The sequence below is a fragment of the Kitasatospora sp. NPDC091207 genome (assembly GCF_044768625.1).
GTDB lineage: Bacteria > Actinomycetota > Actinomycetes > Streptomycetales > Streptomycetaceae > Kitasatospora.
Genome location: NZ_JBIVVS010000012.1, coordinates 1 through 23,229, shown reverse-complemented (window position 1 = coordinate 23,229; position 23,229 = coordinate 1). Strand labels below are relative to the sequence as shown.

Sequence of the window (23,229 nt, the reverse complement as noted above, 5' to 3'; positions counted from 1 at the left end):
CGGCCGGGGGACTCTCGCCCAGGGGCTCAAGTCAGGCACTGCTCTCCACAGCCGATGAGCTCCCAGATGCGGCTGATGTGTTCCACCGACTGACCGTCCAGGGGCTCCTTCCGACAGGCCCGCTGCCGGATGCAGGACTCCGCGCCGGTGACCAGGTACCCGGCCAGGGTGGCGAGGGTGGTCCGGTCACCGTAGGGGCCCAACTCGGCCTCGTGCGTCTCCTGCAGACGTTCCTGGATCACCGGGGCCCAGGTCGACGACCAGTCCGGCTCGCCGGGTTGTTCCCTGGCGAGCCGGGCCGCGGCCCGGACCACGGCCTCCCGCTCCAGCAGATCGGCCAGCGCCAGGGTCAGCGAGATGACCGACTGGACCGGCGGTTCGCTCCGCGCCGTGACCTGGCCCACCACGGCCTGGGTCACGGCGTGCCCCTGGGTCCTGACGACCGAGGCCATCTCCTCCTTGCTCTGGAAGTGGAAGGTCAGGGCTCCGGTGGTGATTCCGGCCGACCTGGCGATCCGCGCCAGGGACGCCCCCGCGTATCCGTCGCGGTCGAACTCGCCAGCGGCCGCGCTGACCAGGTTCTGTCGCGTCCGGGCCGCCCTCTCTTGCATCATCATGCTCCTGTCAGATGTGGCGTTCATACACCCGCACCATAGGCGTAAAAAAAGAATGCCACTATTTTTGTAGCGGGGGCGCCTCCCCGTGGTGCATCCTGTGTAGAACTGGTGTACAGGGGGGACTTTATGACTCTGACGGCAACCTCTCGAACCGAACTACCAGGTCAGCCCCGGGCCGTGGTGTCGATCCAGTACCGACGGGCCGAGAAGACCTCCGAGCCGCAGGCGATCCGGGTACTCGTCGTCGCCGATGACGACGACGTCGCCGAAGGAAGGGCACATGACCTCCGACGACAGGGCTACTTCACAAGGCTCGTCAGCACCGGCGCCGAGGTACTGAGAACCCATGAGCACTCGGACATGATCCTGCTCGACCTCGATCTCCCCGACATCGACGGCCTCGAAGTGTGCCGTTCGATACGGGCGAGCGGAGACAAGCCCATTATCACTCTCACCGGTCGCGACACCGAACTGGATCGAGTGCTCGCCCTCCAGGCGGGCGCGGACGACTGTGTCGTCCGATCCTGCGGTCCACGCGAGATGACAGCGCGCATCGAGGCGGTACTTCGTCGGGCTCATCCTAGACCGGCGCCCATCCGCATATTATCCATCGGCCCCCTCCACGTGGACGAAAGGACGCGTGAAGTCCGCTTGCACGGCGAGCGGGTGAGCCTCACCGCCAAGGAGTTCGAGCTGCTGCACACCCTGGCCGCGAACCCCGGCAACGTCATGTCACGCAAGGATCTGATGGCCCGGGTGTGGGACACCGACTGGGTGGACTCCAGCCGGACCATCGACACGCATGTGCGCAACCTCCGCGCCAAGCTCGGCGCCAACAGCTGGGTCATCACCGTCCGCGGCGTCGGCTACCGCATCGGCCACGGCTGACGGCCGACCAGCCCCACCAGGACAGGCCTCACCGGGAGCGGACTCCCAAGAGGCAGGCCCCACAAGGACAGAGCCCGCAAGGACGAACCCGACGTCGGATCCCCGTGAGCGCAACCCGCCAGCCGACCAACCGTCAACTGCTGTTTCCCCGGCAGTCGTTGGAAAGACGGCCGAGGCGCCCCCCGAAAGCGCGACACCCGGCGCGAACGACCGCACGGTTCGACAGACGGCAGTGGCTCCCGCCCAAGGGCGGGAGCCACTGCCGTCTGTCCGGGAGGCTCAGGCCGCGCGCTTCGCCGGGAAGGCGTGCGTCCGGGCCGCGAACACCACGGCGATCAGCGGGATCACGAGCACCAGGACGGTCCACGGGAACGAGGCCGGTCCGGCGGCCGAGAGCAGGATCCCGCCGGCCACGCCACCACCGGCCATGAACGAGTTCCAGACCGTGACCAGCAGCGCCTGGCCGCGACTGCCACCGGTGTTGGTGACCGCGGTCTGCAGCAGGGTGGCCAGACCGCCCCAGCCGAGACCCCACAGCACCATCGACCCGTAGACGGCCACCGGGCTGCTGGGCGTCAGCGCCAGGAAGACCGCCGCCACCGTGAACAGGACACAGCTGGCGATGGTCAGTTCGCGCAGGTAGCGGTCGATCAGCGTGCCGGTGATCCAGATGCTCAGCATCGAGGCGAGACCGAAGACCAGGAGGACGACGTCACGGTTGTCGCCCATCTTGTACTCGTCCAGGAACGAGGCGATGTACGTGTAGAAGGTGTTGTGGGCGAGCACGTAGGCGGCCACCACGACCAGGATGATCGACACGCCGGGCAGCCGCAGGGCCTGCAGGATCGGCTCACGGTGGCCGGCCTTCTGGCCCGGGTGGTCCGGCACCGACGCGATGATCCAGAGCAGCAGCAGCACGGTGACGGCGGTGATCAGACCGAACGTCAGACGCCAGCCGAACACCTTGCCGAGGAAGGTGCCCGCCGGGATGCCCAGGGACAGGGCGAGCGGAATGCCGATCATGGTGATCGCGATCGCCCGGCCGACCAGCTGCGGCGGCGCCAGTCGGCGCGCGTACACCACGAGTTCACCCCAGACGGCGGCCGCGGCCACACCGGCGACGAGGCGGAACCCCATCGTCAGGATGTAGTTGGAGGAGATGGCGGTGACCGTGTTGGCGAGGATGAACGCCACCACCGCCACCAGGACCAGCTGCTTGCGGCGCCAGCCGGCCGTGGCGGCGGCCAGGGGGATGGCCGAGACGCCGGTGGCGATCGCGTAGATCGTCAGCGCCTGCCCCATCGCGGACTCGCTGACCGAGAGGTCGCTCGCCATCTCGGGCAGCACACCCGCGGGCAGCGCTTCGGTGAGCACCATGACGAAGGCGGCCGTGGCCAGGGCCAGCAGCGGGGACAGTGGGAGCTTCTGATTCTCCCCCGTATCAGGAGGGGAGCTTGCCGACAGCCCGGTCTGGGAGGTTGCCATGCTTGTTACCTCAAACTCTCATACGAATGCGGATTCAGGACGCTGCGGAACGGGGTGAGCCGACTGCGGATCGGAGAGCGGTTCGTGCACACCAAGCCCCCCGGCCCCACGCAGCGCGCTGCCAGCCGCAACAACCGCCGGCCGTCAGGTCATCCCGTTTCCCACAGAGATGATGGACTTATTTATGTTCTGACGGAACCGGCTGCCGTCACGCTTACGGCGAACCGCGCTCGACCTGGGGCTCAAGGGAGTTGACGAATCGTCAAACGCGCAGGTCATGGACCTGCGGAGGCGCCGATCGGTCGATGGGGGGAGGCGGACGGAGCACCGCGCGGGCGCTCCGCCGGCCACCGAATCGGCGGCGAAGGGCGTCTCACGTGCTGGACACTTCGCAGGAAGCCGCCTGCCCGGCGGGGCGAACAGCCCCGCCGGGCAGGTGAATCACGCCACAAGAGCGGGAACCGGCCAGCGGCACCTAGGCCTGGGCGTCGGGCTGACCGAACGTCACCTCATTGGCCAGGACCACGCCGTGGCTCTTGAAGTCGATGGTGATGCGGTCGCCGTGGGCGATCCGGAAGCCGTCGTGGTAGCTGGCCTTGTCGGCACCGAGCAGGACGTAGTTGACCAGACCCGGACGACGCAGCGCCGGGTACTCGAAGAGGTTGTCCACCATGTCCTGGATCCGGAAGTACAGGGCGTCCTCGCCGCAGTCGAACGGACCCTCCCAGGCGGAGACGCCGTCGCGCTCGATGACGACCCGGCCGGTCACCGAGGCCGGCGGCTCCCCGAGGAACAGCCACGGGGTGATCGAGGTGTCGCACAGCTTGCAGTACGGGTTCCAGCCCGGGTTCTGGATGTGCAGACCGATGTCGCACAGGTCGTTCCCGAAGGTGTAACCGACGTACCGCGGGTTGCCCGCGTCGTCGTTGACGTAGACGAGGGCCAGCTCCGGCTCCTCGATCAGCGCCACCGACTTCTCCGGGACGACGAGGGGCTCGCCGGGCAGCCGCAGCCAGGAACCGAAGCCCTTGAAGAACCAGTTCGGCGGCACGAACTCCTCGTCCTCGGACGGCTCGCCCTCGAACTTCGACTTGTGGGTGCGCATGAAGCCGCTCAGCAGGGCGTTCCCGCTGGCCTCCGGCAGCAGCGGCGGCAGGTACTTGACCTGCTCCTCGCCGCCCTCGACGGTGATCGGCTCGACCTCGGCCTTGATGGCGGCGACGACGTCCTCGGCGCTCTCGGCGGCGATGAACTCGGCCTGCAGCCGGCCGTCGTTGACCCGGTACAGCGTCAGGGCCTGGCCCGGCGCGGGCTTCTCGAAGCCCACGTAGCGGTCACCCTGGTATTCGCATTCGAAAAGTATGGACATCTCGGTGGTCCTCCTAGGCTCGTTGGTGCGATCGGCCCGGCAGGAGCCGGGTGGTGGTCGGGGCGGTGAGGTCCGTGAGGACCTCGTCGACCCGGTCGACGGCGGCCCGGACCCACGGCAGGGCCAGCGGGTCGGCGGCGGCCAGCGCGGCGTGCTGCTGCTCCGGGCTCTCGCCGTAGAACCGGCTGGTCGCCGCGCGCAGCCGGAGCGGCTCGGGGGCCTCCCCGAAGGCCTCGGCGCCCAGCACGCCGACGCCGTAGCGGTCGGTGAGCAGCCGGGCCAGCTCGGTCCCGGTGCGCACCCCGTGGACGGAGCGGAGCTGCTCCCGCAGCGGCTCGAAGTCCGGGTACAGGTAACAGGTGGCGCGGACCGGTGCCAGCAAGGCCCCGGCGGCGGTGAACCGCTCCGCGGTCGCCCGGGCGACGATCCCGTGCAGCCGGCGCGAGGCGGCCACGTGCGCCACGATCTCCGGCGGCTCGCCGAAGGCGTAGGCCGCCGCCACCTGGACGGGGGCGGGCGGGCTGGACCAGATCTGGCTGGCGATGGCGAGCAGCCGCGCGTGCAGCCGCCGCCCCAGGTCGCCGTCGGGCAGCAGGGCGACCCCGGTGCGCCAGCCGCCGACGGCCAGGTTCTTGGTCAGCCCGGTGGTGACCACGGTGCGCTCGGGTGCGAACGCGGCCGGGGAGACCGCCGGGGTGGCCGGGTCGAAGACCAGGTCGCAGTAGATCTCGTCGGAGATGATGACGAGATCGAGCTCCCGGGCCGCCTCCCCCAGACGCCGTACGGTGTCGGGTGAGGCGACGGCGCCGGTGGGGTTGTCCGGCAGGGTGACCACGACGGAGCGCGGATCGTGCCCGGCGGCCCGGGCCGCGAGGACCGCCTCGCGCAGCAGGTCCGGGTCCGGCACACCGCCCTCGCCCGCCGGGACGGGCACCTTGAGGACGCGGGCGCCGATGAGTTCGGCCTGGGCGGCGTAGCTGACCCAGCTGGGCCTGGGGATCACCACGTCGCCGCCGACCGCCATGATCAGGGCGAACAGCAGCGCCTTGCTGCCCGGCCCGGCGACGACCAGCTCCGGATCGGCGGCCAGCGCGCGCCGCTGCCAGTAGCCGGCCGCCGCCGTCCGCAGCTCCGGGCTGCCGGCCACCGGCCCGTAGGTGGACCGGTCGGCGGCGGCCGCCAGCCGGGCCTTCAGCTCGGGGTGGACCGGCAGGCCGATCTCCCCGCTGGCCATGATCAGGACCTGTTCGCCGGCGGCGCGTCTGCGGGCGAGGGCCTCGTCGGCGGCCAGCGTCGCCGACAGCGTCACCTTCGCGGGCTCGGGCATGGGTGTGCTCCACGGATCGGAGGGGGTCGGTACAGGGCGGTACAGGGCGGTACAGGTTCGGTGCAGGTTCGGTGCAGGTCGGTACGGATCGGCTCGTGATCGGTACCAGCCGGGGTGGGCCGGTACCCGATCGGGGCCGGGCGGCGGTCCGGACCGTCCGGCGGTCACTGCCCGCCGTAGCGGCGGCGCAGCTCGGCCTTGCGGACCTTGCCGGTCAGGGTCTTCGGCAGGACGTCGACGACCACCAGGCGCTCCGGGAAGAAGCGCTCGTCCTGCCCGGCCGCGCGCAACTCGGCGTGGATCTCGTCCAGTCCGGGCTGCGCGCCGGCGGTCACGACCACCGCGAGGATCGGGTCGTCGGTCCGGCCGGTGGATCCGACCAGGGCGGTCTCGGTCACCTCGGGGTGCCGCGAGATGATCGCTTCGAGCTCCGTCATCGGGACGACGACGCCGTCGCGGATCAGGGCGTCCTTGGCGCGGCCGAGGATGCGGACACCGCCGCGGCCGTCGTCGCGCGCGAGGTCCCCGGTGTCGAACCAGCCCTCGGCGTTGAACTCGGCGGCGAAGACGTCCTCGCGCTTGTAGTAGCCGAGGGCCTGCGCCGCGCCGCGCACCCGCAGCCGGCCGACCTGGGCGCGCCTGCCCGGATCGTCGCGGTCGTCGATGCGCAGCTCCATGGAGTCGATCGGCCCGCCGTTGCTGCTGGCCGCCCAGTCCTGGTTGTAGTCGAGCCGGGTGATGGTGACGGGCCCGAACTCGGACATCCCCCACACCGAGTAGGTGCGGGCCCCGAGGGTCTCGCGGACCTCGTCCACCAGCTCCTGGAGCACCGGCGCGGAGCCGGTGACGGCGTGGCGCAGGGTGGAGACGTCGCGGGGATCGTCCCGCTGGGACCGCGCGATGTCGACCAGGGTGGACGGCGGGCCGTAGAGGAGCGTGGCGCCGTACCGCTCGACCAGGTCGAGCAGGGCGGCGTTGCGCCGGATGTCCTGGAAGGCGACGGTGGCGCCCAGCATGACACCGGTCAGGATGCCCTGGCCGAAGCCGGAGTAGTGGACGAGCGGGGTGGTGACGGCCGCGACCAGGCTGTCGTCGAGCAGGAAGGTGTCGGCGTAGCCGCGGACGGCCGCGTGGATGGTGTTCTGGCTGTGCAGCACCCCCTTGGACACCCCGGTGGTCCCGGACGTGAACAGCACCACGAACGGGTCGTCCGGGGCGAGTTCGCGCCCGTCCAGCTCGGCCGCGCGCTGCTCCTCCCACGGGACACCGACGAAGTGGTCGTCGAAGGAGAGCGTGCCGGCGTCCCGGCCGCCGACCACCACCACGTGCTCCAGCGGCAGTTCGGCCTTCAGCGCGGTGAGGTGGGCGGCCAGCGGGTAGCCGTTCCACTCCGGGACGGTGATGCAGACCCTGGCGCCGGTGAGCTCCAGGCGGTGGCGCAGCTCGTCCTCCTGGCACACCGGGTCGATCGGGCAGATGACCGCGCCGACGCGGATGCAGGCGAACAGCAGCGGCACCATCTCCCACCGGTTGGGGAGCTGCACGGCGACGAAATCCCCGCGCTGCACGCCCAGTTCGGCGAGCGCCAGGGCGAAGCGGTCGGTCAGCCGGGCGAGTTCGGAGTAGTCGAGGGTGTCGGTCCGGGCCTCCCCGATCCGGCGCCCGGCGACGGCGAGCTTGTGCGGCCGCAGCCGGGCCTGCCGGCGCAGGTCGTCGAGGAAGGTCTCCTCCCGCCACCAGCCGCGCCGCAGGTACTCGGCCGCGTCGGCCCGGGCCGGGGCCCGCTCCGGGCGGGCGGGCGTGCCGGCGCTCATCCGCGCTCCTTGCGGCGGGCGGCGAGCAGCTCGGGCAGCGGGTCGCCCGCGCGGCCGGCGGCGATCTCCAGGAGGTCGCGGGTGTTCTGCCGGACCCGGTCGCCGACCCAGTCGAAGACCCAGGCCTTGCGGGCCTCCGCCTCCAGGTGGAACGGGACGACCCGGGTGACGGCCAGGGCCGCCGAGCCGGCGCCGCCGATGTTGGCGATCACGCCCGGGACGACGGTGGAGCCCGCGGCCAGCACCTTGGCCTTGCCCTCGGCGCTGGAGGCGAGGTTGCCGCCCTCGACCACCAGGCGCGCGCGCAGCCGGTGCGCGTTGTCGGCGTTGATCGCGTGCTTCTGCGCCGCCAGGATCAGCAGGTCGGCGTCGACGTCGAGCCAGGCGTCCGGCTCACCAGACTGGGTGACACCCTGCGGCAGGCGGGAGCGGTCGATCCGGCCGAACTCGTCGGTGATGGCGACCAGGTCGGCCACCGGCAGCCGGTCCGCGCTGATGGTGCCCTGGACGTCGGCGACGCCGACCACGATGTGCCCGCGGTCCTCCAGGAAGCGGGCGACCGCGCGGCCCACCGCGCCGAAGCCCTGCACCACGACGCGGGCCGAGTCGGTGCGGCCGCTCTCCTCCAGGGCGGTGACCGCGGCCACCCCCACCCCGTGCCCGGTGCAGTCGATCAGCGGCTCGTAGTACGTGCGCCAGTCGATCGGCATGTCCGGGGCGCCCAGCCGGAAGCGCGGGTCGTAGCCGGCCTCCGCGAAGAACACGGCCCGGTCCGCCGGGGTGACGCCCATGTCGATGCCGAGGTGGATGCCGCCGTGCAGCAGCGGCTTCACCGTCCGGCCGAAGGTCTTGAAGGTCTCCTCGCGGTTGCTGCCGTCGGAGACGATGCCGGCCTTGGCGCCGCCGATGCGCAGCCCGGCGAGGGTGAACTTGTCGGTCATGTCGCGGGCCAGGCCCGCCACTTCCTCCTCGGTGACCCCGGTGGTCATCCGGGTGCCACCCATGGCCAGGCCGTCGACGAGGGAGTCGACGACCACCCAGCCCTTGATCGCGCCACCGCTGCCGTTCAGGTGAACGGCGAATGCGGGTGCCTGGGTCTCTTCCACGGTCATTGCGAAGTCCTTCGGTACCTAGGTGGGTTCAGAGAGCCGACGGTGTGCCGCGCAGACGCGGCGGCCGCCCGGGGAGGCGCGGCCGCGCACGTCTGCTGACGGACCGTCACTGATACAACTGTGCGAAGCCTCGCAGAATCTCCAGGCCGTCGCTGCGGAACTCCAGATGTGCCTGGGCCCCGTGGATCCGCCCGTCGTCGGAGCGGATGAACTCCACCGGGGCGTGCTCCGAGCGGCCGATGGACCGGAAGCCCTCGGGGGCCTCCTGCAGGTAGAGGGTGTGACGGTGGAACACCGTCACCGTCGGCTTCACATGGGTGAAGAGCGACTCCTCCTTGTCGACCTGCACCTCGTAGCCGCCGACGCGCTGGGGCCCCTCGGCGAGCCGGCCGCCGGCCGCGACGGCGATGATCTGCATACCGCCGCAGATCCCGAAGACCGGGACGTCGGCGCCCATCACGAGGTCGATGAGCGGCCGGTAGAAGTCGCTGTCATAGGCCCGCACCTTGGTGCCGCTCAGGACGATCGCCTGGTAGCGGCCGCCGAGGTCGGCGGGTACCGAGTCGGCACGGACGACGTCCGTCTCCGACCCCAGTTCCTCGAACCGGCCGCGGAGCTGCTTCAGCGACAGCGTTCCGTTGTTGACGACTAGCACACGGGATTTCGCCACGTGCCCTGCTCCTCACGCTCGTGTGATGACGGTTCCGGTGCGCTCGGCGATCAGGTCGGTCACGGGTGCGCTGCCGATGACGACGCGTTCCACTCCTCCGTCCAGGGCCTCCCCCGCGGCGCGCAACTTCTTGCGCATCCCGCCGGTGGCGCCCTTGTCCCGGAACTTGGCCGCGGCTTCCGCCGTGATCCGGCGCACCGGCTGATCGTCGATCAGCAGGTGCGCGACATCCGTGACGAGGACCAGCTGTTCGGCCCCGATCCCGCCCGCGACGGCGGCGGCGGCCCGGTCGCCGTCGGTGTTCACCTCGCGACCGGCCGCGTCCCGCGCCAGCGGGGTGACCAGGTACGCGTGCCCCGGCCTGAGGTTCTTCAGCACCGTCGGGTCCACGCCGGTGATGGGGCCGACGAGATTCTCCAGTTCGACGAGCTGCTTCTCCTTCCACCACCAGCGCTCGCCCTCGCCGGCGGTCACCAGGCCGTCGCTGCCGAGCGCCCGCTCGGCGGTGATGCCGCGCTGCTCCAGACGTCGCAGGACGTCCTCGGCGAGCTCGGCACTGACGGTCTTGATGTCCTCGATGACCTCGGGGGTCGTCCACCGGCTCTGGTTGCCGTAGCGGTCGCGCAGGATCGCCGAGGGCTCGTGGTAGCGGGGGCTGAGGTTCTTCAGCGGCTTGGACCAGCCGTGCACCAGGACCAGCGGGCGGTCCTGGCCGAACCGGGCCAGGTCGTCCCACCAGGTGCCGGCGAGGTCGTCGACCGTGCTGCCGCCGAGCTTGACGACGGTCGGGGTGTCGGTGGCGGTCGTCCCGGTCATGCGGGCATCACCGGCTGCATGGTCAGCCCCGTCTCCTCGGGCAGGCCGAAGCGGAGGTTGAGGACCTGGATCCCCTGGCCCGCCGCGCCCTTGACCATGTTGTCCAGCGCCGCCAGGACGACGATCCGGCCGCCCTCCTCGTCGTGCAGGACGGTCACGTCGCAGTAGTTGGAACCCAGGACGGCCTGCGGGTCCGGCACCGGGATCAGCGTCTCGTTGTGCCGGCGGACCCGCACGAACGGGTGCTGCTTGTAGAACCGCAGGAAGGCGCGGCTCAGGGTGCGCGCGTCCACCTCGTCGTCGGTGAACACGTAGGAGCTGGCCATCAGCCCGCGCACGTGCGAGACGCCGTAGGCCGACATGCTCAGCGAGTCGATCCCGCCCGGCTTGCTGCGCTCCAGGAAGTCCTTGACCTCCGCCGCGTGCCGGTGCCCGGACGGCGCGTACGGCGCGATGGCGCCGTTGCGCAGCGGGTGCAGGTCGGCGGTCCGCAGGGACAGGCCGCCGCCGCTGGAGCCGGTCTTGCCGTCCACCACCACGGTCCTCAGGTTGAGGCCGAGGCCGATCACCAGCGGGGCGAGCCCGATGGTGATCGCGGTGGCGAAGCAGCCCGGCAGGGAGATCAGCGGGGCGCCGGGCAGCTGGTCGCCGATCAGCTCCGGGACACCGTAGACGAACCGGTCGGCCAGGCCGTCCGCCCGTCGCACGTCCGGGTACCACCTGTCGTGCAGCTCCGACGTCTGGATCCGGAAGGCGCCGCTGAGGTCGATGACGCAGGGCACCTCGTCGGCCAGCCGCGCCGCCAGCTCCGCCGAGGCGGTGGCGGGCGTGGCGAGGAAGACGACGTCGCAGCGGCCGGCGAGGTTCGTGCTGACCGGTTCGATGGTCAGCCCGAGGTCCAGCCGCAGACCCGGGTGGAGCTCGGCGGGGCGCCTTCCCGCGCTGGCGTTGCCGCCCAGGAAGGTGAGCTCCAGCTCGGGGTGCTGGGTGACCAGCCTGATCAGTTCACCGCCGGCGAGCCCGGAGGCTCCGAAGATGCCGACCCGGATCATCCGATCTCCTCCCGTACGTAGCGGCCGATGGCCGTGGCGATGTCCACCCCGGTCGCCGAGGCCACCGCGCGGAAGGCCGGTGCGTGGTTGACCTCGTTGACGACGTAGCCGTTGGGCGTCGCGAAGAGGTCGATGCCGAAGATGCCCTCGCCGAGGACGTCCAGGACACCGTCGACGATCTTCTGCACCTCGGGGTCGAGGTCGACGGCGCGGTTGCGGTTGCCCAGCGCCGCGTTGCTGCGCCAGTCCGTCCCCGCGCTGTGGAACTCGGCGATGGCGACCAGTTCGCGGCCGACCACGAAGCAGCGCAGCGAGGAGCCGCCGGCCAGGTAGGGCTCGACCAGCGAGGCCTGCTCGAAGCCGTGCCCGAGGTCCTCGACGTAGTCGTAGACCGAGTGCGCGGAGTCCGCGTCCCGCAGCAGGGTGACGCGCTTGCCCATGCCGCCGAAGACGGGCTTCAGCACGACCGGCGGCGGCAGTTCGGCCAGCGCCTTCTCGAAGTCCCGCCGGGACAGCACGAGACGGTAGTCGGGCACCGGCACGTCGGCGGCGCGCAGCTGGGCGCGCAGCGTCAGTTTGTTCTCACAGGCCTGGATGGCCGAGACGGTGTTCAGGGTGGGGATCCGGGCCGCCTCCGCCACGGTGGCGATCAGACCGCCGCGGGTGTAGCTGCGGCTGCGGATGAGCACGGCGGCGAACCCGCCGAGCGAGGCCGACTCCTGGTCTCCCAGGGCGAGGGACTCGTCATTGACCCACTCGACGCGCAGGCCGAGGCCCGCGGCCGCGTCGATCAGCCGGCGCTCTTCCCAGCCGACCCGGTCGGCGACGATGGCAACAGTGCGTTCCATGGGGTTACTGGCCCCAATCGCGGAGCTGCACCTCGACCATCTGGAGGCTGAGCCGGCCCTCCACGACGTCCTCCACACGGAGCGTCAGCATGCACTCGGGGCAGGCGATGGTCTCGCCCTGCACCAACGGCGGGGTGGTCAGATCGGTCTCGCATTCGGGGCACAGGCCGGTCAACGTGCCAGCAGACATTGTCATCTCCGTAGTCGTTCTCGGGTGTTCTTCGGTGTTCTTCGGTGGCGGTGAATCAGGGATCCGGCGCGGAACGGGGATCCGGCGCGGAACCGGTCAGAGGGCCTGGAACTCGACGGCGGCCTTGCGGATCGCGTCCCGGTCGAGCAGGTCGCGGTCGTCCCGCTCCTGCCGCCCGGTGAGCCAGGACGTGAAGGCGTCCACGTCGACGGACTCGGCCAGCTCGTCGAGGGCCCACGTGACCAGGGGCGAGGTCAGCCGGGTGCGCACGCGCAGTTCGCGGGAGTTCCCGACGATCTCCGGGGCCAGCGTCTCGTAGGCCTCCGGGTGGGTCAGCTGGCCGGGCAGCTCGTAGGCGAAGGCGTGCGGGGCCGTGGGGCCGGACTGGAAGGCGTCGCCGAGCCGGGCGCCGCGCAGCGCGGCGTTGGTGAGCTCGGTGAGGTGGCTCAGGTCGAAGCGGGTGTCGCCGTAGATGACCCGCAGCGAGGTGAGCAGCTCGGCGAGCGGGGCGTTGCCGCCGCGCTCACCGATGCCGCCGGCCGTCGCGGAGATCCACTTCGCCCCCGCCCGGTAGGCGGCCAGCGAGTTGGCGACCGCCATGCCCAGCATGTTGTGCGAGTGGATCTCGATCTCGGAGCCGTCGATCGCGGTGATGCTGCGGATCTGCTCCTCCATCTGCCACGGCGACAGGTAGGCGACGGTCTCCGCGAGCCGGAACCGGTCGGCGCCGGCCTCGAAGCCCGCCTCGACATAGGGGACGAGCCGCTCCTTCGGGGTGCGGGCGCCGTCCTCGCCGCTGAAGGTGACGTGGAAGTCACGCTCCTTGGCGGCGACGATGGCCGCCCGGGCCACCGCGATCAGGTACTTGGTGCTGGACGAGCTCAGCTTGAGGGCCGCGTGCTGCTCGGACGTCGGGATCGAGAACATCACCGACCGCACGCCCAGCCGCTTGGCCTCGTCCAGGGCCTTCACCACCTGCTGGCGGTCCCGCACCACGACCAGGCTCAGCGAGCGCTCCGGGCCCACCGCCTCGTGGGTGGCGAGGATGAGGTCCGCGTCCTTGCTCGACGGACCGGAGATCATCCCGACCTCGACCAGCTCGACGCCCGTGCGGACCAGGAGGTCGGCGATGTGGGCGGCGTCCTTGGGGCCGAACTCGACGCCGGCCATGTGCGCGGAGTCCCGCAGCGTCGCGTCGGACAGATGGGGCAGCCCCTGCGGGGGCACGTTCTCCTTCAAGTGCTCTGCTGGTGCCATGTGCGTTCCCTCCTTTTCCCGAGCCGGGTTCCCATTCGCGCTGACCTCGGCTCCGGCCTGAATTCTCGCGATGCGGCATGTACGAATGAAGCAGGGCCGAAAGAGCGGCGATGCGTAGTGCGCTCGACGAATATGGTGGTCGATCGCGTTGTGAAGGGACAACACCGGCAATGTCAGGAGCTTGTCAAGGACTGTGATGGAACGTCATGGACGGTGAGCTGTGCGGACTTCTGGTAGGCATGCCGACAATTTCCTGGACAGGCCTCCAGGGGGGCCTGTATCGCTGAATAAGCGCGCGAAATCCGCGCCGAGCGGCGGGAGTCCGGCGGCCATGCCCCGGGAGTCGTTCGAGCGCCCTCGACGGTGTACCGCCCCCGTACCGCCGCACCCCCACGACCCGAGAACGGAGTCCTGGCACCGTGAGAACGGACCGGTCCAACCGTACGAACGCACCCCGCGCCACCGGGGGAAGCGACCTCTTACCGATCTGAGCACGGCCCGTAGAAAGGAGAGAACTTCCGATGGTCGTTCCACAGGAACTCAAGCCCACCGTCCAGGGGGCCGGCGATCCGTCGTCGGCCGCCGCGGCCCGCGAGCTGGCCGAGCGGATCGCCCGGCCGACCGCCGCCGAGCGCGACCGTGACCACCGCTGGGACCCGGCCCTCTTCGCCGAACTGGCCGGCGCCCGGCCCGGCCCCGGCCTCGCCGGGCCGCTGGTACCGCGCGCCCTCGGCGGCGCCGGCCTCAGCGCCACCCAGACCTGTGCCCTCCTCGAAGGCCTGGGCGAAGGAGCCCGCGACCCGGGCCTCGCCCTCGCCGTCGGCGTCCACGCGGTACTCGCCACCGTGCCGCTGCGCGCCTTCGGCAGCCCCCGCCAGCGCGAGCGCTACCTGCCCCTGATGGCCTCCGGCGACTGGATCGGCGCGGTGTCGCTGCGCCAGACCCAGGGTGCCGCCCTCGCCCCGACCGTCACGGCCCGGCCCGGCACGCCGGGGCTGGGCGGCTGGGTGCTCACCGGCGACCTGGACCTCGTCGCCGGCGGCCCGGTGGCCCACCACTTCCTGGTCGTCGCCACCCACGAGGGCGGCGGCCGGACCGCCTTCGTCCTGGACCGCTCCACGCCCGGCCTGCTGATCACCGAGTCGGCGCCGGCGGCCATGCGCACCTGTGCCTGGGGCCGGCTGGTCCTGGACGGCTGCCACGTCCCGGACGAGGCGGTGCTGGGCACCGTCGGCGGCGCCGGGGCCGAGGTCGAGCCGCTGCTGGCCTCACTGGACTGGGTGTTCTCCAGCGCGCCCTGGGTCGGCGTCATGCGGGCGCTGGTCCGGGACGCGGTCGACGGCGCCGGCGAGCGCCAGGTGTTCGGCCGGCCCCTCGTGCACGCCCAGTCCGTCCGGTTCACCCTGGCGGACCTCGCCACCCGGTGCGAGCTGGCGTCCGGGCTGCTCTACCGGGCCGCCGGGCAGTTCGACTCCGGCGGCCGGCCCACCCGCCAGGACGCCGCCACCGCCCGGCTCTTCGTGGCGGCCGCCGCACGGGCGGTCGCCGAGGGGGCCGCCCGGCTGTCCGGGCCGGCCGCCCTGACCAGCGACCACCTGATCGCGCGGGCGCACCGCGACGCGCTGTTCTTCGCGGAGACCGGCGGCGGCACCGAGGTGCTGCGTCCGGTGATCGCCGCGTCCCTGCTCGGGCTCGGCTGATGTGAGGACTGATACCGACATGACCGACACACCGCACGGCACCGTCCTCAGCTTCCCGGGCACCGCCTCCCGGGCCGCCGAGACCGACGCGCAGGGCCGGATGCCCTCGCCGAACTGGACGGAGATCATCGACAGCGGGTACCTGCGGCTGTTCCACCCGACGGCCTCGGGCGGCACCGGAGCCGACGGGCTCACCCAGCTGGCGGCGATGGAGGCGCTGGCCCGGGCCTGCCCCGGCAGCTACTGGACCGCCACCGTGTCCGGCCTGCTCTGCGGCAAGCTGATCTCCCGCTACAGCAGGCCGAGCGAGTACGACCGGCTGCTGAAGCCGCTGATCTCCGGGGAGAAGCTGGCCTGCTTCGCCATCGTGGAACCGCCCGCGGGCAGCGACGCCGGCACCTACACCACCACCGTGCGGCCCGCCGGGGCCCCCGGCGAGGGCTTCGTCATCAGCGGTGAGAAGGCCAAGATCACCAATGCGCCCGACGCCGACGTCGCCGTGACGCTCGCCCGCCGGCAGAAGGCCCCCGGGGACGAGGGCCACGACTGGTGCCTCGCCTTCGTGGACCTCGACCAGCCCGGCGTGCGCCGCTACGAGACGCCGCGGATGGGGCTGCGCGGTATGCCCTGGGGCGGCATCGTCTTCACCGAGGCGGTGGTCTCCGAGGCCGACGTGGTGCCCGTGCCCTTCGGCGAACTGGCCGGTGAGCTGGCCGAGCTGATGGCCTGGGGGTGGCTGCTGATCTCGGTCTCGGCCATCGCCATCGCCGAGTCCGCCCTGGACGCCTCGGTCCGGTACGCGGGTGAGCGGGTCTCCTTCGGGCGGCCCCTGGCGCACATGGAGGGCGTCCAGACCCAGCTCGCCGAGTCCCGCGCCCAGATCGACGCCGCCCGGGTGCTGGCCCGCAAGGCGGTGACCGAACTCGCCGCCGGCCGGTCGGCGCGGGAGGCGATCGCCATGCTCAAGATCTACGCGACCGAGATGGCCGTCGAGGTCGCCGCCCGCGCCGTGCAGATCCACGGCGCGGCCGGCGTCACCCGGGGACACGAGGTGGAACGCCTCTACCGGGACGCGCAGATGAACGTCATCGGCGGCTTCACCTCCAACCGCCTGCGGGAGACGGTCGCCGAGAGCCTGGGCCTGGGTCCGGCGGTCTACCAGCCCTTCGACTGGCTGACACCGGCCGGCCTCGGCACCGACCCGGCCGGCTTCGACGGCCTCGTCAGGACCGCCGGGGCCGTTCCCGCGTAGGACCGGAATTCGGCACCTCCGGGGGTTCTTCCGGACCGGCGCGTCGGTCCGGAAGAACCCCCGGGATATCGGGACCGGCCGGCCGGTCGAATTCTGGGTCGACCCGAATTCGTCACGCCGAATTCACCGGGCGAAGCACGGCCGGTACATTCGGCCGGCGTACCGGCCCGGGGCCGGGGTTTCACCTTCACCGGGGTTTCACCTTCCCCGGCTTTCCACCGCCACCGGGATTCCCCGGTCACCGGATATTGCCCGGGGGCTTCCGGCCCGGGTCCGCCCGAATGGGCGGGGTCCGCTGCTCGTCCGTGGACCGGGGGTGCGGCCGGCGGGCCGCGCCCCCGCCCGGGCCGGGTCGGCGGTGGGTGAGCCCCGGCGGGCGCTTCTCGGCGAAGGCGGCCACGCCCTGCTTCTGGTCGGCGGCGGCGAAGGCGGCGTGGACCAGCCGGCACCGCGCCCGCGTCTCCCTGATGGCGGCGCCGGCCGCGAAGGCCTTCTCCGACCCGGTGACCACCAGGGCGCCGGTCCCCGGGTCGCGGTCGAAGGCGGTGGCGGCCGCGACGACCTCGTCCACCGCGCGCGCCCACCACCCAGAGCGCCCGGGAGCTGGGCCGGCGAACCACGTCGACGACCCGCCGCGATGATCAACTCGCCTGCGGACATTTAGCTTTGACGCAACATCACGTCTTTGTTTGGTAACGGCGAAAGCGTATGGTGCCGGATCATCCCGGGCAGGTACATGCTGTGGGCATGCACGCGCGACGCCGCCGCCGCACCCGGCCGACGCGTCCGCGCGGGCCCACGGGGAAGTCGTTGTCGCGCGAAGGTCGGCGATGGTCAGATGAGCACATTCGACATGTGGAACTGTTTCGTCTGCGGCACGGCCTGCTCGGCGGCCGCCACCCGCTGCCCCACCTGCGGGGCCGGCCCGGGAGGCTACACCCCGGGCCCCGGGTCCCCCGGGCTGCCCCCGCCACCGGGGCCGCTCGTGCCGGGGCCCGTGAAGCCCATGCCGTCGACGGCCCCGACCTTCGCCCCGGCGAGCCCCGCCACCGGCGGTACCGCGGCGCCCGCGCCGTCGAGCAGCTGGACACCGGCGCCCCGGCCCGGCCCCCACCCGCAGGCCCCGCACCTGGCCACGGACGCCACCCGCTACCTCTGCGCGGCCGTGCAGCTGGAGAGCGACCTGAGCAACCGGGCCATCGAGTCCGTCCTCAAGGAGACGCACCGCGCCATCGCCTCCTCACCCGGCGTCGACCTGGTCTGCGTCCTGCGCTACGCGCTCGCCGCACGCGCCCGGCAGACCACCGCCCAGGTCCTGCTCGCACTGACCGCGATCGCCCTGCTGGCCTCCTTCGCCTACCAGCCCCTCTCCGACCCCTCGACCTCCGTCGTCCCGCTCCCCCTGCCACCCCTCGGCCTCCCGCTCCTCGCCGTCGCCTGGGGCATCGTGCTGGTCGAACGGCTCATCACGTTCTACAGCGTGCTCCGGCCCAAACTGCGCCGGGACGCCTTCGACCCCGCCAGGGCACCGAGCGCCCGGCCCCAGGACGAGAACCTGCTGAGCCGGCTGGCCACCGAGGACCAGCAGGGGAACGTCTCGGTCTTCTCCGGCTACGAGCCGTTCCTCGGCTACGGCCGGCTGCTCAACAGCTGGAACTTCACCGTCGCCGTGGACCGGCCCGGAGAGTCCTTCGACCAGGTGCTCCCGTTCACCCTCAAGACGCTGGACACCGAGGTCATGGCGGCGGTCGCCGCCCTCGGACTGCCCGGTGTGGAGATCTCCGAGCGCGTCTTCGTCAGCGGCGCGGACCTGGCCCAGGGCCTGGACCCGGCGCTGCGCCCGCTCCTGCTCCCCCGCCCCGAGGGCCGGCCGCAGATCGCCCTGGGGCCCGCGGTCCTCGACCGGCTGCGGGACGACGGCTCCGGGCGGGCCCGGCCGTACCTGGTGACCACCGTCTCGGGCTGGAACAGCGAACTGGTGGCCAGCACGACGGTCCGCTTCTCACTGAGCCCCGCCCGGGACCTGCTGTTCGTCGAGGGCGCCGTCTCCCTGCTCCCGCCGCTCCACCGCCGCTACCACCAGGTCGACCACCTGCTCGACCGCCCCACCTGGTGGCAACTGCTGGCCCTGCTGCGCGGCTCCGCCGCCGCCGTGCCGTTCCGGCTGCCGACCGCCCCGTTCAAGGTGCTCGCCCTGGTGGCCGGCCGCCTGGCCGACAGCCGCAAGGAACGCGACCAGCGCCGGCAGATCGCCCTCGGCGCGTTCAACTACGGCGCCGCGCTGAGCCTTCGGGAGACGGCGAGCGACCCCCAGTTCCACCGGTACTTCCAGCAGGTCGACAGCCAGATGTACTCCAAGATCGTCGAACGCCGCGTCCTGGACACGCTCACCGACTTCCTGGCGGCCCACCAGGTGGACATCTCCGAACTCCGGGAGCGCCAGAACGTGATCTACAACGGCGGCGTGTTCACCTCCGGCAACGCCACCGTCAACTTCGTCAACTCCTCGGTGGCCGCCGGAGCCGCCAGCAGGATCATGAACCGGGCCGGCCGAGCACCGGCCGGCGGGAGAAGGGAAGGCTGATGACCGAGGACCGTCGCATCACCGGTGGATTCCACGTCAGCGGCAACGCCAACGTCACCATCACCGGGTCGGGGGTGGCCGCCGGCGAGAACTCCTCGGCCACCGTGCACACCTCGTCGGCGCCGGTCGACGAGGAGGCGCTCGCCCGCCGGGTCCTCGCCCTGGCCGAACAGCTGCGGCAGAGCCCGGACCCGGCCTCCGCGCGGACGGCGGCGGACCTCCAGCAGGCGGTGACCGCGCCGGCGCGACGCTGGGAGCAGGTGCTGGCCTACCTGACCCGGGCCGGGCAGGGCCTGGCCGTCACCACGGCGGTCGCCACCGAGATCCAGGGCCTGGACGAGGCGGTCCGGGCGCTGCTGCCGTAGCGCCGCTGCCCGGGGCCGCGGCCGACACGAACGGTGGAGACCGCGCAGACCGCGGGCGGGACTCGGGCGGGGACCGCCGGGCCGACGGACGGGGAACGGCCGTCGGCGCGTCCCGTCGCACAGACATCGCAACCACGCGTCACCGACGCGACCTGAAGGGGGATACACATGGCCGAGACCAGGGGTGTTCTGCTGCCCGCCTATGTGCTGGCCGACGAATCGGCCTCGATGGGCCCCTACCTACAGGAACTGTCGGACGGTCTGATCTCGCTGTGCGAGGGGCTGCGGGCCGAACCGATGATCGCCGCCAAACTGCGCCTGGCCGTCCTCGGCTTCTCCGACGACGTGCAGGTCCGGCTCGCGGTCGCCGACATGCGCACCGAGACCAACCTGCCGCAGGTGGTCATCCGGGGCACGACCAGGTACCAGGCGGTCTTCGACGACCTGCTGCAGCGCATCCCGACCGACGTGCAGTGGCTGCGCGGCCAGGGGTACAAGGTGCACCGCCCGGTGGTGTTCTTCCTCAGTGACGGCCAGCCGACCGACGGGGACGCCTGGCGGCACGCGCACACCGTCCTGACCGACCGGGTCCGTACCCCCACCTCCCCGAACATCATCGCCTGCGGGATCGGCGACGCGCAGGCCCGGACCATGCTGGAGGTGGCGACCCGGCCGGAGTTCGCCTTCGTGGCCAAGGCGGGCACCGACATCGGCCGGGCCATCGCCGAGTTCTTCCACTCGCTCACCGCGAGCCTGGTCGCCTCCACACGGGCGCTGAGCTCGGCCAGCCCCCAGCTCGTCGTCAACCGGCCGGACCAGTTCACCATGGCCATCGACGAGGTCGGCCTGTGATTCCGTACGGCCGTGACGACGCCCCGCCGCCGCCGCCGTCGCCCCCCGGTGCCGCGGCCGGCCCCGCGCCCTGGGGGCGGATCGCAGTCGGTGCGCCCGGTGTCGAGTTCGAGTCGCGCCCGCCCGACGAGGACTCCTTCGACGTGCCCGACACCGAGTGCGACGGCTGGTCCACCCCCGGCCTCACCCTGCGACTCGCCTCGGTGCGGGGGGCCCAGCACCGCTACTACCGCAAGCCGCGCCAGGACACCGCCCGCGCGGTGTCGCACGAGTCCAGCGGCACCGTCGTGTTCGCCGTCGCCGACGGCGTCTCCAGCGCGACGAGCGCCGAGCTCGGCGCCGTCGAGGCCTGCCGGGCCGCGCTGGAGCGGATGCTGCTCCAACTCTCCTGGAGCACCGCGGCCCTGGACCTCCAGGATGTCGCCCGGCACGCCGCCGAGCGCCTGCACCGACTCGCCCGCGGCCGGCTGAACACCCCCGCACCGAACCCCTCCGACGTCGCCGGCCTGTACGCGACCACGCTGGTCGCCGGCGTGGTCCGCCCGCACCCCGACGGGCCGGTCGTCCAGCTGTGCCGGGTCGGGGATTCGGGCGCCTGGCTGCTGGACCGCCCGCACGGCCGCTACCGCCCGCTCTTCACCTCGAAGACCGGCGCGGACACCGTCCTGGTCTCCAACGAGGTGACCCCATTGCCCAGCGTGCCCGACCGGCTCGAACAGGCCACCGCGCGGCTCACGCCCGACCTGGCCCTGCTGGTCGGCACCGACGGCTTCGGCGACCCGCTCGGCGACGGCGACGGCCAGGTCGGCGCGCTCTTCGCCCGCCACCTCGCCCAACCGCCGCCCCCGCTCTGGCTCGCGCACGTGCTGGACTTCTCCCGGGAGACCTTCGACGACGACCGGACGCTGCTGGCGGTCTGGCCCCGCGACCCGGCGGCCCCGCGATGACCGCCCCCGCACCCACCGTCGACCGCGGCACCCTCGTGCTGGACCGCCTCCTCGGGCAGGGCGGCCAGGGCGTGGTCCACCGGGTGGCCAACCGGCGGATCAACGAGGCCGACGGCGACGGCTGGGAGGTCGTCTACAAGGAGTACGACCCTGCCCTGCTGCCCGTGCTCGACGCCGACGCCCTGACCGCCATGGTCGGTCTGCTCGGCGACCTGAGCGGGAGCGAGGGCAGGTGGCTCTGCGAGAAGACCGCCTGGCCGGCCGCCGTCGTCCGGCACGAGGGCCGCACCAGCGGCTTCCTGATGCGGGCCGCTCCCGACCGCTTCCACTTCGACCTCCGGAGCCTCGGCAACCCGGCCGCCACCACCCGCCGGCTCGCCAACCTGGAGTTCCTGCTCAACGACGACGCGTACGTCGCCGGGATCGGCCTGGCCGTCAGCGAGCGGGACCGGCTGCTGCTGCTGGCCGACCTGGCCGCCACCCTCGGCCGGCTGCACCGCATCGGCATCACCGTCGGCGACCTGTCCCCGAAGAACCTGCTGTTCACCACGGCCGGCCGGCCCGAGTGCTTCCTCATCGACTGCGACGCGACGCGTTTGCGGGGGGCCAGCGTCCTGCCGCAGGCCGAGACGCCGGACTGGCAACTCCCGGCGGGCGAGGAGAAGGCCACCCCGGCCGGAGACGTCCACAAGCTGGCGTTGCTCGCCATCCGTCTGTTCGCCCGTGACCAGACCACCACCGACCCCGCCGCCCTGGCCGCGGTCAGTCCGGCACTCGGCGACCTGGCCCTCGCCGGCCTCGACCCGGACCCGTCCCGACGGCCCACGCCGGGCCTGTGGGCGGAGCACCTCGGGGTGGCCGCCGTCGCGGCATCCAGCGCACCCGCCGCCGCACCGGGTGTGACCGGTCCGGGTGGGCCTCCTCCCGGCCCGCCACCGGCCGGCCCGGGGGGCACCCCACAGGGCCCGACCGCCCCGCCGACGCCCACCCCGAAGTCCCCCGTGGCCGTCGGCATCGGCGTGATCGCCCTGCTCGCCGCCGCCGTCATGGCGATCGTCTTCGTCCAGTCCCGCCACGACTCCGGGTCGGACCCGGACCTCTCCGTCCCGACGGTGACCACCAGCTACAGCACGGTCCCGCTCCCCGCACCCGCCAGTCCCAAGCCCCCGAAGAGCACCCCGGCCGATCCGCCCTACACAGCGCCCGCGCCCGTCCACACACCCACCTACACGCCCCCACCGACCACTCCCGACATGTACGAGAGCGCGGAGGTCGGATCCTGCTTCTACGACAACGGCACGAGCGAAGTCGCCAAGCTCTCGCCGACCGCCTGCACCACGGGCGCGTTCAAGGTGCTGCGGATCTTCAACGGCACCACCAATCTGGACAGTTGCAAGAACATCACCGACTACGACGAGAGCGTGTCGTCCCGGAACCACAACCTCGTCCTCTGCCTCACCTACCTGAGCCCGGGAGGCGACGCCTTCCACGCGGATCAGGGCGACTGCGTCTACGGCCCCAACTCCACCGGCCCCTGGGGAAAGACGTCCTGCCAACGCGGCGCGTTCAGCGTCCTGGCCAGCTACCGCGGGACCACCGACCACGCGAAGTGCGACTCCTGGCCGAACTACAACCTGTCGAAGACCTTCACCGTCCCCGGCAACTCCACACTGGACGTCCTGCTCTGTCTCTCCTACACCTACCCGGACGCCATCGGCTACGCCAAGACCGGCGCCTGCCTGCTCAAGTCCGGCAGTGAGACCAAGCCGGTCTTCTCCAACGTCAGCAGCTGCTCGGCCGCCAACATCGTCGTCGCCGGACGCACCAATGCCTACCACGCCACTTCCTTCTGCGGTCAGTACGGCTGGACAACGTTGCAGGTCCCCGACTACCCGTACCTCGACTACACGGTCTGCTGGCGCTGGCGATAAGTCACCGGCACAACGCAAAGAACCCCCACCCGAAATCGGGTGGGGGTTCTTCACAATGATTGTTCGGCGGCGTCCTACTCTCCCACAGGGTCCCCCCTGCAGTACCATCGGCGCTGTGAGGCTTAGCTTCCGGGTTCGGAATGTAACCGGGCG

Annotated in this window: 21 protein-coding genes and 1 rRNA gene; 8 read left to right on the top strand and 14 right to left on the bottom strand. The window is 71.9% G+C overall.

What is annotated here, in order from left to right; translation table 11 throughout:
- Nucleotides 1-26: 26 nt before the first annotated feature.
- Nucleotides 27-611: a TetR family transcriptional regulator gene (locus tag ACIQTO_RS20630; protein WP_402389811.1), complete on the bottom strand. Its 585-nt coding sequence runs from the start codon at nt 609-611 to the stop codon at nt 27-29.
- 183 nt (nt 612-794) lie between these two features.
- Here ACIQTO_RS20630 and ACIQTO_RS20625 point away from each other — a divergent pair, with 183 nt between their 5' ends.
- Nucleotides 795-1,505, top strand: coding sequence for a winged helix-turn-helix domain-containing protein (locus ACIQTO_RS20625; RefSeq protein WP_402389808.1), 711 nt, complete (start codon nt 795-797; stop codon nt 1,503-1,505).
- Between the two features lie 279 nt (nt 1,506-1,784).
- Here ACIQTO_RS20625 and ACIQTO_RS20620 read toward each other — a convergent pair whose 3' ends face one another.
- From ACIQTO_RS20620 to ACIQTO_RS20570, 11 genes are all read right to left on the bottom strand, one after another.
- Complete coding sequence (locus ACIQTO_RS20620) at nt 1,785-2,990, bottom strand: MFS transporter (RefSeq protein WP_402389806.1); 1,206 nt, start codon at nt 2,988-2,990, stop codon at nt 1,785-1,787.
- A 475-nt stretch (nt 2,991-3,465) separates the two neighbouring features.
- A complete protein-coding gene (locus ACIQTO_RS20615; protein WP_402389804.1) occupies nt 3,466-4,359 on the bottom strand; it encodes a fumarylacetoacetate (FAA) hydrolase in 894 nt (297 codons plus the stop codon).
- Between the two features lie 13 nt (nt 4,360-4,372).
- Nucleotides 4,373-5,686, bottom strand: a complete 1,314-nt coding sequence (locus tag ACIQTO_RS20610) for a pyridoxal phosphate-dependent aminotransferase (protein ID WP_402389802.1) — start codon at nt 5,684-5,686, stop codon at nt 4,373-4,375.
- A 164-nt stretch (nt 5,687-5,850) separates the two neighbouring features.
- Nucleotides 5,851-7,500 (bottom strand): AMP-binding protein, encoded by a 1,650-nt coding sequence (locus ACIQTO_RS20605; protein ID WP_402389799.1) that lies wholly within the window; start codon nt 7,498-7,500, stop codon nt 5,851-5,853.
- Nucleotides 7,497-8,612 (bottom strand): Glu/Leu/Phe/Val dehydrogenase dimerization domain-containing protein, encoded by a 1,116-nt coding sequence (locus ACIQTO_RS20600; RefSeq protein WP_402389797.1) that lies wholly within the window; start codon nt 8,610-8,612, stop codon nt 7,497-7,499. The genes ACIQTO_RS20605 and ACIQTO_RS20600 overlap by 4 nt, the downstream gene beginning before the upstream one ends.
- A 106-nt stretch (nt 8,613-8,718) precedes the next feature.
- The gene (locus ACIQTO_RS20595) at nt 8,719-9,282 is read right to left on the bottom strand and encodes a type 1 glutamine amidotransferase (protein ID WP_402389794.1); all 564 of its coding nucleotides are present in this window, start codon (nt 9,280-9,282) and stop codon (nt 8,719-8,721) included.
- A 12-nt stretch (nt 9,283-9,294) separates the two neighbouring features.
- Entirely contained in the window at nt 9,295-10,098 is an 804-nt protein-coding gene (locus tag ACIQTO_RS20590) for an acetylglutamate kinase (RefSeq protein ID WP_402389791.1), read from the bottom strand.
- Nucleotides 10,095-11,150 (bottom strand): N-acetyl-gamma-glutamyl-phosphate reductase, encoded by a 1,056-nt coding sequence (gene argC / locus ACIQTO_RS20585; RefSeq protein ID WP_402389788.1) that lies wholly within the window; start codon nt 11,148-11,150, stop codon nt 10,095-10,097. Before argC ends, ACIQTO_RS20590 begins: the two co-directional genes overlap by 4 nt.
- Complete coding sequence (locus tag ACIQTO_RS20580; RefSeq protein WP_402389785.1) at nt 11,147-11,998, bottom strand: RimK family alpha-L-glutamate ligase; 852 nt, start codon at nt 11,996-11,998, stop codon at nt 11,147-11,149. Before ACIQTO_RS20580 ends, argC begins: the two co-directional genes overlap by 4 nt.
- A 4-nt stretch (nt 11,999-12,002) precedes the next feature.
- The gene (locus ACIQTO_RS20575; protein ID WP_380572082.1) at nt 12,003-12,188 is read right to left on the bottom strand and encodes a lysine biosynthesis protein LysW; all 186 of its coding nucleotides are present in this window, start codon (nt 12,186-12,188) and stop codon (nt 12,003-12,005) included.
- A gap of 96 nt (nt 12,189-12,284) precedes the next feature.
- Nucleotides 12,285-13,445 carry an isopropylmalate synthase gene (locus ACIQTO_RS20570; RefSeq protein WP_402389781.1) on the bottom strand — a complete coding sequence of 387 codons (1,161 nt, stop codon included), beginning with the start codon at nt 13,443-13,445 and terminating at the stop codon, nt 12,285-12,287.
- Nucleotides 13,446-13,966: 521 nt separating this feature from the next.
- Here ACIQTO_RS20570 and ACIQTO_RS20565 point away from each other — a divergent pair.
- Nucleotides 13,967-15,145, top strand: coding sequence for an acyl-CoA dehydrogenase family protein (locus tag ACIQTO_RS20565; RefSeq protein ID WP_402389779.1), 1,179 nt, complete (start codon nt 13,967-13,969; stop codon nt 15,143-15,145).
- Nucleotides 15,146-15,164: 19 nt separating this feature from the next.
- Nucleotides 15,165-16,397, top strand: coding sequence for an acyl-CoA dehydrogenase family protein (locus ACIQTO_RS20560; protein WP_402389776.1), 1,233 nt, complete (start codon nt 15,165-15,167; stop codon nt 16,395-16,397).
- Nucleotides 16,398-16,635: 238 nt separating this feature from the next.
- Here ACIQTO_RS20560 and ACIQTO_RS20555 read toward each other — a convergent pair whose 3' ends face one another.
- A complete protein-coding gene (locus tag ACIQTO_RS20555) occupies nt 16,636-16,968 on the bottom strand; it encodes a hypothetical protein (RefSeq protein ID WP_402389774.1) in 333 nt (110 codons plus the stop codon).
- A 435-nt stretch (nt 16,969-17,403) separates the two neighbouring features.
- Between ACIQTO_RS20555 and ACIQTO_RS20550 the strand changes: the two genes are divergently transcribed.
- The 5 genes from ACIQTO_RS20550 to ACIQTO_RS20530 all read left to right on the top strand — a co-directional run bounded on the left by ACIQTO_RS20550 (nt 17,404) and on the right by ACIQTO_RS20530 (nt 23,076).
- Nucleotides 17,404-18,981, top strand: a complete 1,578-nt coding sequence (locus tag ACIQTO_RS20550) for a hypothetical protein (protein WP_402389771.1) — start codon at nt 17,404-17,406, stop codon at nt 18,979-18,981.
- A complete protein-coding gene (locus ACIQTO_RS20545; protein WP_402389768.1) occupies nt 18,981-19,346 on the top strand; it encodes a hypothetical protein in 366 nt (121 codons plus the stop codon). Before ACIQTO_RS20550 ends, ACIQTO_RS20545 begins: the two co-directional genes overlap by 1 nt.
- A 168-nt stretch (nt 19,347-19,514) precedes the next feature.
- Nucleotides 19,515-20,198 (top strand): VWA domain-containing protein, encoded by a 684-nt coding sequence (locus ACIQTO_RS20540; RefSeq protein ID WP_402389766.1) that lies wholly within the window; start codon nt 19,515-19,517, stop codon nt 20,196-20,198.
- 143 nt (nt 20,199-20,341) lie between these two features.
- Nucleotides 20,342-21,145, top strand: coding sequence for a protein phosphatase 2C domain-containing protein (locus tag ACIQTO_RS20535; RefSeq protein ID WP_402389764.1), 804 nt, complete (start codon nt 20,342-20,344; stop codon nt 21,143-21,145).
- On the top strand, nt 21,142-23,076 hold the full coding sequence (locus tag ACIQTO_RS20530) for a hypothetical protein (protein WP_402389762.1): 1,935 nt from the start codon (nt 21,142-21,144) through the stop codon (nt 23,074-23,076). The genes ACIQTO_RS20535 and ACIQTO_RS20530 overlap by 4 nt, the downstream gene beginning before the upstream one ends.
- A gap of 61 nt (nt 23,077-23,137) precedes the next feature.
- Here ACIQTO_RS20530 and rrf read toward each other — a convergent pair.
- Nucleotides 23,138-23,229 (bottom strand): 5S ribosomal RNA (gene rrf, locus ACIQTO_RS20525); the annotation flags it as partial.

Coding starts and splice junctions, on each gene's coding strand:
- ACIQTO_RS20630 (WP_402389811.1), bottom strand. CDS start 611: ATGCAAGAGAGGGCGGCCCGGACGCGACAGAACCTGGTCAGCGCGGCC.
- ACIQTO_RS20620 (WP_402389806.1), bottom strand. CDS start 2,990: ATGGCAACCTCCCAGACCGGGCTGTCGGCAAGCTCCCCTCCTGATACG.
- ACIQTO_RS20615 (WP_402389804.1), bottom strand. CDS start 4,359: ATGTCCATACTTTTCGAATGCGAATACCAGGGTGACCGCTACGTGGGC.
- ACIQTO_RS20610 (WP_402389802.1), bottom strand. CDS start 5,686: ATGCCCGAGCCCGCGAAGGTGACGCTGTCGGCGACGCTGGCCGCCGAC.
- ACIQTO_RS20605 (WP_402389799.1), bottom strand. CDS start 7,500: ATGAGCGCCGGCACGCCCGCCCGCCCGGAGCGGGCCCCGGCCCGGGCC.
- ACIQTO_RS20600 (WP_402389797.1), bottom strand. CDS start 8,612: ATGACCGTGGAAGAGACCCAGGCACCCGCATTCGCCGTTCACCTGAAC.
- ACIQTO_RS20590 (WP_402389791.1), bottom strand. CDS start 10,098: ATGACCGGGACGACCGCCACCGACACCCCGACCGTCGTCAAGCTCGGC.
- argC (WP_402389788.1), bottom strand. CDS start 11,150: ATGATCCGGGTCGGCATCTTCGGAGCCTCCGGGCTCGCCGGCGGTGAA.
- ACIQTO_RS20580 (WP_402389785.1), bottom strand. CDS start 11,998: ATGGAACGCACTGTTGCCATCGTCGCCGACCGGGTCGGCTGGGAAGAG.
- ACIQTO_RS20575 (WP_380572082.1), bottom strand. CDS start 12,188: ATGTCTGCTGGCACGTTGACCGGCCTGTGCCCCGAATGCGAGACCGAT.
- ACIQTO_RS20570 (WP_402389781.1), bottom strand. CDS start 13,445: ATGGCACCAGCAGAGCACTTGAAGGAGAACGTGCCCCCGCAGGGGCTG.
- ACIQTO_RS20565 (WP_402389779.1), top strand. CDS start 13,967: ATGGTCGTTCCACAGGAACTCAAGCCCACCGTCCAGGGGGCCGGCGAT.
- ACIQTO_RS20560 (WP_402389776.1), top strand. CDS start 15,165: ATGACCGACACACCGCACGGCACCGTCCTCAGCTTCCCGGGCACCGCC.
- ACIQTO_RS20550 (WP_402389771.1), top strand. CDS start 17,404: ATGCCGTCGACGGCCCCGACCTTCGCCCCGGCGAGCCCCGCCACCGGC.
- ACIQTO_RS20545 (WP_402389768.1), top strand. CDS start 18,981: ATGACCGAGGACCGTCGCATCACCGGTGGATTCCACGTCAGCGGCAAC.
- ACIQTO_RS20540 (WP_402389766.1), top strand. CDS start 19,515: ATGGCCGAGACCAGGGGTGTTCTGCTGCCCGCCTATGTGCTGGCCGAC.
- ACIQTO_RS20530 (WP_402389762.1), top strand. CDS start 21,142: ATGACCGCCCCCGCACCCACCGTCGACCGCGGCACCCTCGTGCTGGAC.